Consider the following 11,557-nt stretch of genomic DNA (forward strand, 5'->3'; position numbering starts at 1 on the left):
AACGCAAGTTTCACGGAGATGCAATCGTCATTGCTCCTGATAAGGCAGTCGTTGATCCTCACGTTCCGCGAATACTGGGGATTGATGCCGTCGGAATTGATCGTCCATCCGACGATCTTCAGGTTATCGAGGGTAACCGAGTCGGATGCCGCAATGGATATGTTCCATCCCACTGTGTCGAGGATAATGATATCCTTGACGGTCACGCCGCTCGAGCCGTCCATGAAAATCATCGGGGGCTTGGGAAGGTTGTCCGGGAGCGCATGGTCGAAGAGCCTGCCCGAGAGTATGCCCCTGCCTGAGACGGAGACATTTTTTGCATCGAGGATAAATATATTTCCATAAAGGATCGCACCGCCGGCAATATAGGCTTTCTCCCCGCTCGTGAGATAAAGCGTCCCCGTGCCATCGCCGATGAAGTGGGTGCCCGGGCCGAAATAATGGACCCCGGTCCTCGGCCCTTTTATGGCGCCGGTCTCCTTTCTGTTCGCGAAGACGAAAAGGTTATTTAGAATATTGCCGTCGACCTCCACCGATATCTTTTTCGGTTTCGTCATGGTGAAGGTGATGGTATTGCCCGACACGGTCGGGGTGATGCCGGCCGATGCCGGTCTTACTTGTGCCGAAGTGATTGAGCCCGAGTTTCTTGTGACCCTCACTTCGACCTTCTTCGAAAAATCGGAATCAAAATAGACAAAAGACATGTGTGATTGCGTTACCCTGTCCACCACCGCATCATAGGAAAAAAGATCGGCCCATTCTCCGCCCAAAGACCTCACCTGCACCGAAAACGTACTATTCCCCGGCGCATCGGCCGGTGTGGGGTATACGGTGACAGCCGCATTTACGAGAAGGGGGAGCAGAAGCTGGATAAGGAATAAGACGATAACAAAACACCATCGTTGCGGTTTCGCTGAGGAAGGGAAGGACCTTCGGAAAGATTCCCCTGTGTGGGCTAGCGGGTTCATCACAAAGCTATAGTCATTGTCCGGGACTTCTTCAATATCAAAGGATCGGATTCCAGGAATATCCGAATATCCCGGATATATTCCTCCGCGATTCATAATTTTAGTAATGGCGTAAGTAAGACGGTTTGCCAAGCTGACTTGGCATCTTCAAAGAGAAGTTCCTGACTTTTATCACAGCCCGACACGATGTGGGTCGTTCTTCATTCTACCGGAAATCCATCCTGCCCACTGCATTTGCCCTAGGTGGTGCAGTTTGAAGTTGAATTCACCGAGATATAATTTTTCCAATCAAGATCATAATGGCAATTGCGCCAAACACAAGAACGAGGACTATAGCCAACGGAAGATAATCCCCTTTCTCGAATGATTTTATGCCTGTTCCCGGATCATGCATTCGAAGGAAGAAATCCACCCTCTGCCAGGTTTTTTTCGAAGTCAAATCCCGATAAAGATTCAATATACCTTTTTTCATAGGTTCCTTACCAGTTGTCAGGGGAGCATCCGCCTATACCTGTAACCGCGTGGGGGCGAGGCGGTCCGGCAGGAAGATAGGTACAAAAGGCCCTCATGGTATCGAAAGTCATATTTCTATACTATCATACTCTATAACACGTGTCCCGCAAGAAAGGCTATGCGCCTCCCAGGGGCTGCTAAGACAACGCATTGCCTGCTTTAGACTCGTGCATCATAGCCGAGCGGTCATAGCCCGTGTGGTCGTGCCTGAGGTGACACTGTTTCTTACCCAAGGTAGCCCTCACTTCCAATCACGAAATCCGTTTCAGTCGCAGATGCTTCGGATAAAACCGGATGAAGCAGGTGAAAAGAAAATTTCCACGATTTGATAGGCCTGACCTGGCCGGTCTAATATTCCAGGCCCTCCGGGCCGGAGAGGGTCTAACCGGTTGTGTCACCGGTTGGAGGGAAAACACGCTTTCATCTGCCCTTATACGGTTTTATCTGCGGCAGGGAAAAGGGTTTGCTGGGAGACTGAGAACTTATCTCACCCTTCACAATCTTCTTGACAGCCCCCCACGGATAGTCCTAATTATAAGAATCCATGAAAGATTCACAGCGGGAGGCCCTACGATGAATGATGAAGTTGTTCCCTCTGCTCAGCGTTATGTGGTGCCGGCGGTGGAGCAGGCCTCGCGGGTGCTTTTTTGCCTGGCGGGGGCGGAATCGCAGTACCTGAGCCTTCCGGAGATCTGCGCGCGGGTTGCCATCCACAAGAGTAAGGCCTTTTCTATCCTCGAGACCCTGCTGGGGTTCGGGCTTGTGCGGAAGGGGACCGACGGGAAGGGGTATGCCCTTGGGCCGGGGCTTATTTTCCTTTCCCGGAAGGCTATCGACCACTTGAGCGCGCCGCGGCTTGCCGAGCCGATCCTGAAGGACCTTGCGAAGGCGACCGGTTGCACCGCGGTGCTCGGCCTTATCGATGGAGGGAGCGTTTTTATTGCGGGTAAGGCCGAGGGGGAAGGGGGGTTCGGCGTTACCATGCGGGTGGGCCACAGGCTGGGCCTCACCTATGGCGCCCATGGAAAGGCGGTGGTGGCGGTCATGCCCGGGAAGGTGCGGGACCATATTCTTGCGGAGACGCCGCTCTATTTTTATGGCTCTCCGGAGCGGCTCGACCGGGTGCGTCTCGCCGCGGATTTCGCCCAATGTCTGGAAGAGGGGTTTGCCGAAGACCTGGGAGAGGTAAACCCCGGACTCAATGTGGAGGCAGCGCCTGTGATAGGGCCCGACGGCATGCCCGTAGGCTTTATCGAGATTTTCGTGCTTTTCAAGAAAGAGACTGCCCACCAGTTCGGGCCCCTCGTGGCCGAGGCGGGCCGGGCCCTCTCCCGCGAGCTTGGGGCTTCGCCGCCGGCTCAATGGGCGCTGCCGGACAGGGCGGACGCGCTACCTTAAGAAGGTCGTGTAATCCCTAATTTTTTTATGCGGAAAAAGAGTGTCGTCGGCTTGAGCCCGAGAAGGGCTGCCGCGCCGTCAGGGCCGCCCACCTTCCCTCGCGTATGGGAAAGGACTTTTTCGATATGGAGCCGCTCCACGTCCGCCAGCAGCGTGGGTCCCGGCTCCCGGGCCCGAATGCCTTCCGGACCTTTGAGGCCGTGGCCCGAGAAACTGAGGTCCTTTCCATCCGAGATAATCACCGCCCGTTCCACGAAATGCTCGAGCTCCCTCACGTTGCCGGGCCAGTGGTATTCCATAAGCTTCTTCATCTCCCGCGCAGGTATCCTGTTGATCCTCTTATGCATCTTCCTCGCGAACTCATCGACGAAATGCTGGGCGAGGAGCGGGATATCCTCCTTCCTGTCCCTTAAGGGGGGCATATAGATGGGGAACACATTGAGCCGGTAATAGAGGTCCTGCCGGAATGCGCCTTTCTCTACCTCGATATCCAGATTCCTGTGGGTCGCGACGATCACCCTGAAATCGAATTTTACCGGTTTCTCGCTGCCCAGGCGCTCGAAGGCGCCCTCCTGGAGCACCCGGAGGAGCTTCACCTGGATATCGGGAGGGAGGTCGCCGATCTCGTCGAGAAAGATCGTGCCCCCGTGGGCAAGCTCGAACCTGCCCTTGTGGCGCTCGCCCGCGCCGGTGAAGGCCCCCTTTTCATGGCCGAAAAGCTCGTTTGCCACGAGGTCATGGGGAAGGACCGCGAGGTTTACGGGGATAAAGGGGCCGTCCCTGCGATCGCTCAAGGCATGGATCGCCTTTGCCACGAGCTCCTTCCCCACGCCCGTCTCTCCCATAATAAGGACCGTGCTGTCCGTGGGCCCCACCTGTCGAATTTGGTCTATTACGGTCCTGATCGCTTCCGATTTTGCGATGATCGTCCCGGGAGAGCCGTCCACGCCCATGGTGCGCTTGTAAAAGACCGTCTCGTCTTCCAGCCGGGCTTTCTCGTTCTTGATCTCGTCATAGATCCTGATATTGGAGAGGCCCACGGCGATCTGGCTGCAGAGCAGCCTCACATAGGTGAGGAGGTCTTCCGGAAAAGGTCGTCCTCCGAGGCGGTTATCGAGATAGAGGTATCCCATCGTCTCTTCCCCCAAACGGGCGGGCATGCACAGGAATGCGGTAATCCCGGCACCGCCGAGTGCCCGGTCCGTCAGGACTCCGGCTGCTTCGAAACCGGGAAAAACGAGTCCCTTCCCCTCCCGGACGGCCTGCTCGACCGCCATGGAGATAAGACCCGATTGGGCGGTGTGCAGAGGGTTCAGATTCCTGCTCGTCACGATCCTGGGCTCCTCTCCCTCGCCCACGGAAAAGAAGGCGCCCCGGGTGGCCATGGTGAAATCCATGGCCACGTTGATCACCCGCTCGAGAAAAGAGGAGGTGCTGAGGATGCCCCCGAGGGACTCATTGATCTTTATAATCCTTTCGATCATGAGCTCGATCCTCTGTTCCTGAGGCATGACCACGAGGAGGTCCTTGGGGAGGAGGCTCCGGTCCACCTTGGAGAAGAGCACCCAGGCTCTGGTGAGAAAGGATTGCCCGAGCCCGGCTTCACCTTGCTTCATATGAAAACTTCCGAGATCGATCCACGTGCGGGCGAGCTCGATCTCCGCTCCGGCCCTTTTCAGGTATTTTTCCGCAGAGGTGAGATCGGCGAGAACGGCCCCCGGGGGACCCCCTCTTTTCATCGTCCGCAAGGCCCTGTACCGAAAGGCGGCGCCCTTCATGTAGATGTCGTCCCAGTGGAGCATCCGCTCTATCTCGCCGTCATAATTCCATTGCGCGTTGAAGAAACCTTTCGATTCGAGGATATCGAGACACTCGAGATTCCAGGGGCCGTTGTGATGGTTCCAGCCCACGGCGAGGGAGTGCCCGATCGCCTTCTTGTGGTATTGGAAGGCCTCTTCGTACTCCTGCCTCATGCAGCAGAGAAAGGCCTTGCAGCGGTTCATGCCTGAGAGCACGTAATGGCCGAGCACCTCTTCCAGGAATAAGGAGAGCCTGTCGAGGAAGAAGGAGCCTTCAGGGAGCTTTCGGATCTCGAAAAGGGCGAGGGCAGCCATGAAATCGGCGAAGGCGACCACGGATTGGATGTTCAGGGCGAGGCCCTTGGCCCTGACCGCGTCGATCATGCCCATGCCGCGGGCGATCCTGCCGCAGATCACGTTGCTGAAGCCCACCCGGGCGCCTGCCTTGAGGGTCGCCTTGTCGTCGCCGAACTCTTCGACGTCGCCGATTGCCTCATCGTAACGGAGTGCCGCATCGGAGAACCTGCCCTGCCAGTAAAGAAACTCACTCGTGAGAAGGGTGGCGATCCTGACGACCGATGGGTCCCCGGTCTTCTTTGCGAGGTTCCTGAAATCGTTGATGCAAAGTGTAGCCTGCCTGTGGTGGCCCGAGGCCTGAAAAAGGCGGGCCAGGGCGAGCTTTACCTTCGAGAGGGCCTCCCATTGCCTGTGGCCCCGCGCGATCTGTTCCGCTTTGATGAGCAGGGTGATCTGCTCGTGGACCGGCATCCGGTACTTCATTATAGCGACTATGGCGAGCACGCTGTCGAGGAAGCACGCAGCCTGTGACCGCTCCACCGGCCGCGTCTCGAAATAGCGGACCAGCCCGTCGTAATAGGCCGCCGCCTTTTCCCTCTCTCCCGACTTGTGGAGAAGGTCTGCCGCTTTCTTAATCTCTCCGAGCCCGTCCTCTATGTTGCCCGAATCGCGGTATAAGGAGGCTAAGGTCAGCACGTTCCGGTGGTCATCGTTTTCGTGGACCTTGTAATAATCGATGAGCCTGGCCATGACCCTTGCGGATTCGTGGCCGGCCGCATTTCCCGCAAGATCCTTGAGTACGGTCCCATCATAAAAATAAAGACCCGGCCCGTACTCCTTCTTCTCCCACAGGAGCCTCTTTTTTTTCAGTGCTTCTATTGCGTGGAGGATCTTGCTGAAAGAGATCTCCGAGAGAGAGCCGAGAAAATCTATGGAAACGGGCGGCTCAATGTAGGCAAGGAAAAGAATCACGTCTTTACGGTCCGGATCGGCGTCAGTCCATAGTTTCGAAAGATCGGTCACGGTCCCTCCGGCTTATAAGGAAATGGTGCAGCATCGTTTCGGTGACATCCTATCATAAGATAGAGGAACCGGCAATATGTTGTTGCAACTGACAATATATTGCCGGTAACCATCAGGTTGCGACATACCTCAGTGTACCGATCTCTTTCATATCAGACGTTTATGGGACTGGCACATTTGTTGAATGAAAGGATAAAAAGCGTTCATGGAGGTTTAGGTGCGACAGAGATTTCTCCTTAAAGAATTGAGTCGATACGAAATAGGGACTTATGGGGATATAATTTACCGGAACGCGCTCCTCCACCCGGAGAAGACCGCCTTCGTCTACGGGCCGCGGAGGGTAACCTTTTTCCAGTACAACGGCAGGGTCAACAGCCTCGTCCATGCGCTCAGGTCCTTCGGTCTTTCAAAAGGGGACGGCATAGGGCTCATTTCGTGGAACTGCCTGGAATGCACCGATATTACCGGGGCGGCAATGAAGGGAGGCTTCGTGATCTCCCCCTTCAACCCGCGCCTCACCGGTAATGAGCTTGAAGCGCTCATCAATCTCTCACAGGTAAAGGTACTTTTCGTGGGACAGGAGATGCACGACCTGGTAAAGGACCTCCGTAGACGCCTGCCCGGGGTGGAGCATTATATCGCCCTCGAGAAGCCCGTTGATGATATGGCCTACTACGACGACCTCATCTCCAATTTCCCCGGTGAGGAGCCGGACGTGCAGATCACGCAGAACGATCCCTTCATCATCTTCTATACGAGTGGGACCACGGGCGCGCCGAAGGGCGCGGTCTATACCCATTACCGGAAGCTCGAAGAGGCGAGAAACAAGGCGCTCCAGGTAGGATTGCAGCCGGGAGATACCCACGTAATGGTCCTCCCTCTCTTCCACATCGGCGGGTGGTCCCATTTCTGGGCCTTCTACTGTGTGGCGGGGGCCAACATCATTATGACCCAGAGGTCCTTTGACGCAAAGGCCACCCTCAAGGCCCTCGAAGAGGAAAAAGCCACCGATATCCATATCGTCCCCACCCTGCTCGTGACCCTCCTCAACCAGCCCGATCTCGACCAATACGATCTTGCGAGCGTGAAGCGTATCTGGTATGCCGCCTCTCCCATGCCTCTGGAAGTCCTGAAGACGGGCATCGCGAAGTTCGGCCCTATCTTCGCCCAGGGCTACGGACAGACGGAATCGGGACCCGACATATGCATTCTCTCGAAAGAGGCCCATATTGCGGCGGCACTCTCCGAAGAAGGCTACGACATCCTTGCGTCATGCGGGCAGCCGTGCATCGGGGTGCATGTGAGGATAGTCGATGACGACGGAAAGGACGTAGGGCCCGGCGAGGTAGGTGAGATCACCGTAAAAAGCAGGTCCATAATGGAAGGATACTGGCAGAACCCGGCCGAGACGGCCCGGACGATCGTGGACGGATGGCTCCACACGGGAGATATGGGCCAGTATGACAGTCACGGGTTTATCTACATCGTGGACAGGAAAAAGGACATGATCATCACGGGAGGCGAGAACGTCTTTCCCCGCGAGGTCGAAGAGGTGCTCTACCGGCACCCGGCCGTGCAGGAGGCAGCGGTCATCGGGGTCCCCGACCCCGTGTGGGTCGAGCGGGTCCACGCGGTGATCGTGCTCAGGGAAGGGGCGGAGCTTACGGCCGCGGAAGTCACCGCCTTCTGTAAGGGCCACATGGCGGGATATAAGACCCCCAGGTCCGTGGAATTCGTCGATGTCCTGCCCCGCAATCCCCAGGGCAAGGTGCTCAAGAGGGTCCTGAAGGAAAGGTACTCCGGGGATGGCGGCAAAGGGCCCGAACCGAAGCGCCGGGGTACCGCGGAAGGGCCGAAGGCCGGCCGGGCAAAGGGCCGGAATCACTGATCGACGAGGAAAAGATATATAGATAAAGAAGACAGAGAAACGGAGGAATAGCCATGACAGCACAGAAGAATAGTGCAGCGCGGAAAAAACCGGTCTCCTATCCGCCGATCAACCTGACGGTCAACGGGATTCTTTACGAATTGCGGGTGGGGAGCAGGCCCGGTGAAGTGGAGGCCTTTCACACCTTGTCCCACACCTTAAGAGAGACCCTCGGGCTTACGGGCACCAAAATTTCCTGCGACAACGGCGCGTGCGGGGCCTGCACCGTGATTATGGGCGGGAACCCTGTCCTCTCCTGTAAAATTCTCACCATTGAATGCGACGGAAAGAGCGTCAATACCATAGAGGGATTGAGAGACCCTGCCACGGGCGCGCTCGATCCCCTCCAGCAAGCCTTTATCGACCAGCAGGCCTTTCAGTGCGGTTTCTGCACCCCGGGCATCATCATGACCGCAAAGGCGCTCCTCAACAGGAACCCCCATCCCAGTGTGGATGAGGTCAAGGAGGCCCTTTCCGGTAATTTTTGCAGGTGTGTCAGTCATTACCACGTGCTCCGGGCGGTCATGTCGGTCGCGGACCAGGGGAGGTAAGAGATGGGAGGCAACTACAGATACATCGGCAAGCCAATGCAGCGGAGGGATGCGGAAAGTATTGTCACCGGCGCCGCCCAATACCTCGACGACCTGAAATTTCAGAACCTCCTGGTGGGCAGGGTGAAGAGAAGCCCCCATGCCCATGCGATCATCAAAAGGATAGACAAGGCGAAGGCCTTCGCCCTGCCCGGCGTCAAGGCAGTGGTCACCTGGGAGGATATCCCCGATTACAGGGGCGGCACTCCGCGAAACGTGCGGGTCCTCGATAAGAAGGTGCGGTGCGTGGGCGACGCGGTTGCCCTGGTGGCCGCCGTGACGGATGAGATCGCCGAAGAGGCCCTGAGCCTCATCGACGTGGAATACGAGGTGCTTCCGGCGGTCTTTGACATTGACTCGGCCCTCGCCCCCGGAGCGCCGGCGGTGTGGGATGAGTTTCCCGACAATATACTGCCGGGGGGCACGATCATTTATGGCCCCAACTGCCTGAAAGGCGTGGTGAGGGGCGACGTGGACAAGGGGTTCACGGAAGCGGACGTAATCACGGAGGGGACCTTCGGGTACGAGAACATACCCAATGCCCTGCCCGCGGAATCGGTGGGAGCCGTGGCAATATGGGAGGACCCGGATAAGGTCACCATCTGGGGGACCAGCCAGGCCCCTTACATGGATAAAGTCACCCTCTTTCACGTCTTCAACAGGGAGATCGAGGTCCGGAGCATCGGCACCCAGGTGGGCGGCGGATTCGGCACGAAGTTCACCTGCTGGCAGGTCCAGAGTTATGCCATCCTTCTTTCCAAAGCCACGAAAAGACCGGTGAAGGTGATGATCTCGAAGGAGGAGCATCTGGCCACCTTCGTGCTCCGGGTAAGCTCCCGCATCCACGCCCGGGTCGGCATGAAGAAGGACGGCACCCTGACCGCCATCCAGGGCACCTGGTACGTGGACACGGGGTACTTCTCCTTCACCACCCAGGCCCAGGTTGCTATCGGCTCGGGAGAGCTGATGATCATGGCCCAGTGCCCCAACTGGGACCTCAAGAACATCGTGGTCACCACGAACAGGAACGCCTCCGGGGCCACAAGGGGCTTCGGCGGACAGGAGCTGAAATGCTCCTTTATTCCACTGCTCTGTCTCGCTATGGAGAAGGCAGACCTCGATCCTTTCGACGTGCTGAGGAAGAACTTTGTGAAACCCGGCGGCGGGTACTACTGGAGGGACGGGAAGTGGTACGACTTCCGGGGCATCGACTTCTCCAAATCGATGGATAAGGGGGCCGAGACCTACGGCTGGAAGGAGAAATGGAAGGGCTGGCTGAAACCGCTCTCCGTCAAGGGATCGAAGAGGCGCGGCATCGGCGTCGGGGTCCACGGCAATGCGGATATCGGCGAAGATTCTTCCGAGGCCTATGTGCAGCTCGGCTACAACGGCACTGCCACGATCTTCCTGTGCGTGGCGGAGCACGGGACCGGCCAGAAGAGCAACTACCTGAAAATGGCAGCCGAGGTGCTCCAGATACCGCCCGAGCGCATCTCCATGACGCCGGCCGACTCCCTCGTCACCCCCTTTGAATTCGGACCCGTCGGCTCCAGGGGCACCTATGCCATCGGGAGCGCGGTGATAAATGCGGCGGAAGATGCGAGGCGGCAACTCCTCGAGCTCGCTTCAAAAAAACTCGGCGTGCCGGCCGAAGATCTCGATACGGCCGACGGGATCGTCTTCGAGAAGAAGCACCCGGAAAAGGCGATGAAATGGCGGGCCATGGGCAACGACAAGACCATCCTCGGATACGGCCGGTTCGAGCCCGATTTCACCATGTGCAACTGCATGATGTCCTTTGTGGAGGTGGAAGTCGATACGGATACGGGCAAGGTTGACCTCATCCGGGTGGTCAATGCGACGGACGTGGGCCAGATCATCGATCCCCAGGGGCTTGAAAACCAGCTTAACGGCTGCTTCGGCTCTGCGGGCATCGACAGCGCAATATTTGAAGAGACTATCCTGGACCGCAGGACAGGCCACATCGTGAATGCCAATATGATCGATTACAAATGGCGCACCTTCGCGGAGCTGCCTGAGATCGATAACGTGGTCCTCGAAACCCCCTTCCCCAGCCATCGCTTTCATGCCGTGGGTGTGGGCGAGGTCTCCACGTCCCCGGGGCCTTCCGCCGTGCTCATGGCCGTATCGAACGCGGTCGGGAGCTGGCTCCATGAATATCCGGCGACGCCCGACAGGGTCTTGAAAGCCCTGGACAAGGTAGAGGAGACGAAAAGAGGAGGGACGAAATGAAACCGTTCACACACCACAACGCACGCTCCGTGAGAGAAGCCGGCGCGCTCCTTAAGCAATATGGCGGAAAGGCCAGGGTCAACGCAGGCGGCACCGACCTCCTCGGCGCCATGAGGGACAGGTCGATAGCCGAATACCCGGAAGCGCTGATCAATTTAAAGACTATTCAGGACCTGGATTACATAAAGAAAGATGAATCGGGGCTCAGGATAGGCGCCCTCGCCAGGCTCGCGGATATCGCGGGATCAACGGAGGTGAGGGAGGCATATCCCCTTCTGGCGGATGCGGTCTATTCGGTCGCCAGTCCCCATATACGCAACATGGCGACCATCGGTGGAAACCTGGCCCAGGAGGTTCGGTGCTGGTACTATAGATATCCGGAGCAGCTAGGGGGTGCGATCACGTGCCTGAGAAAGGGCGGGAAGGTCTGCAGCGCCCTCGCCGGGGATAACCGCTACCATTCCCTCTTCGGGGCCGCGCGGCTCACCGAAAACCCCTGTGCGAGCCACTGCCCCGCCCACGCGAACATACCGGCCTATATGGAAAAGGTCCGGGAAGGCGATTTCGCCGCGGGGGCGCGCATCTTGATGGAATATAACCCCCTCCCGGCCATCACGGGCAGGATCTGCCCCGTATTCTGCGAGCCCGAGTGCAACAGGAAGGGCTATGACGAGCCCGTGGCTATCCAGTGTGTGGAGAGGGGAGTCGGCGATTACGTGCTCGAGAAGGCTCACGAGTTTTATCAGGCGCCCAAAAAGGCGTCGGGCAAGCAGGTGGCCATCGTGGGCT

The 11,557-nt window shown here is 57.6% G+C and carries 8 protein-coding genes; 5 read left to right on the forward strand and 3 right to left on the reverse strand.

The genetic code is table 11. The annotated features are described in order from the left end of the window. Together VGJ94_17630 and VGJ94_17635 are read right to left on the reverse strand one after the other, a co-directional pair. A partial coding sequence (locus VGJ94_17630; GenBank protein ID HEY3278441.1) for a glycosyl hydrolase family 28 protein occupies positions 1 to 770 on the reverse strand: 770 nt, incomplete at its 3' end. A gap of 463 nt (positions 771 to 1,233) precedes the next feature. After that, positions 1,234 to 1,440 carry a hypothetical protein gene (locus VGJ94_17635; protein ID HEY3278442.1) on the reverse strand — a complete coding sequence of 69 codons (207 nt, stop codon included), beginning with the start codon at positions 1,438 to 1,440 and terminating at the stop codon, positions 1,234 to 1,236. Between the two features lie 614 nt (positions 1,441 to 2,054). Here VGJ94_17635 and VGJ94_17640 point away from each other — a divergent pair. Next, positions 2,055 to 2,879, forward strand: coding sequence for an IclR family transcriptional regulator (locus VGJ94_17640; GenBank protein ID HEY3278443.1), 825 nt, complete (start codon positions 2,055 to 2,057; stop codon positions 2,877 to 2,879). Here the strand turns inward: VGJ94_17640 and VGJ94_17645 are convergent. Next, positions 2,876 to 5,998, reverse strand: coding sequence for a sigma 54-interacting transcriptional regulator (locus VGJ94_17645; GenBank protein HEY3278444.1), 3,123 nt, complete (start codon positions 5,996 to 5,998; stop codon positions 2,876 to 2,878). The genes VGJ94_17640 and VGJ94_17645 overlap by 4 nt on opposite strands. A 217-nt stretch (positions 5,999 to 6,215) precedes the next feature. Here VGJ94_17645 and VGJ94_17650 point away from each other — a divergent pair, with 217 nt between their 5' ends. The 4 genes from VGJ94_17650 to VGJ94_17665 all read left to right on the forward strand — a co-directional run. Then, positions 6,216 to 7,886: a long-chain-fatty-acid--CoA ligase gene (locus VGJ94_17650; GenBank protein ID HEY3278445.1), complete on the forward strand. Its 1,671-nt coding sequence runs from the start codon at positions 6,216 to 6,218 to the stop codon at positions 7,884 to 7,886. 53 nt (positions 7,887 to 7,939) lie between these two features. Continuing rightward, entirely contained in the window at positions 7,940 to 8,476 is a 537-nt protein-coding gene (locus VGJ94_17655; protein ID HEY3278446.1) for a (2Fe-2S)-binding protein, read from the forward strand. Between the two features lie 3 nt (positions 8,477 to 8,479). Continuing rightward, positions 8,480 to 10,768 (forward strand): xanthine dehydrogenase family protein molybdopterin-binding subunit, encoded by a 2,289-nt coding sequence (locus VGJ94_17660; protein HEY3278447.1) that lies wholly within the window; start codon positions 8,480 to 8,482, stop codon positions 10,766 to 10,768. After that, the coding region (locus tag VGJ94_17665; GenBank protein ID HEY3278448.1) for an FAD binding domain-containing protein at positions 10,765 to 11,557 on the forward strand (793 nt) is incomplete at its 3' end. The genes VGJ94_17660 and VGJ94_17665, both read left to right, overlap by 4 nt.

Source organism: Syntrophorhabdaceae bacterium (assembly GCA_036504895.1).
Lineage (GTDB): Bacteria > Desulfobacterota > Syntrophorhabdia > Syntrophorhabdales > Syntrophorhabdaceae > PNOM01.

Excerpts from the sequence above, each read along its gene's own strand:
- VGJ94_17635 (HEY3278442.1), bottom strand. The coding sequence starts at position 1,440 with ATGAAAAAAGGTATATTGAATCTTTATCGGGATTTGACTTCGAAAAAA.
- VGJ94_17640 (HEY3278443.1), top strand. The coding sequence starts at position 2,055 with ATGAATGATGAAGTTGTTCCCTCTGCTCAGCGTTATGTGGTGCCGGCG.
- VGJ94_17655 (HEY3278446.1), top strand. The coding sequence starts at position 7,940 with ATGACAGCACAGAAGAATAGTGCAGCGCGGAAAAAACCGGTCTCCTAT.
- VGJ94_17660 (HEY3278447.1), top strand. The coding sequence starts at position 8,480 with ATGGGAGGCAACTACAGATACATCGGCAAGCCAATGCAGCGGAGGGAT.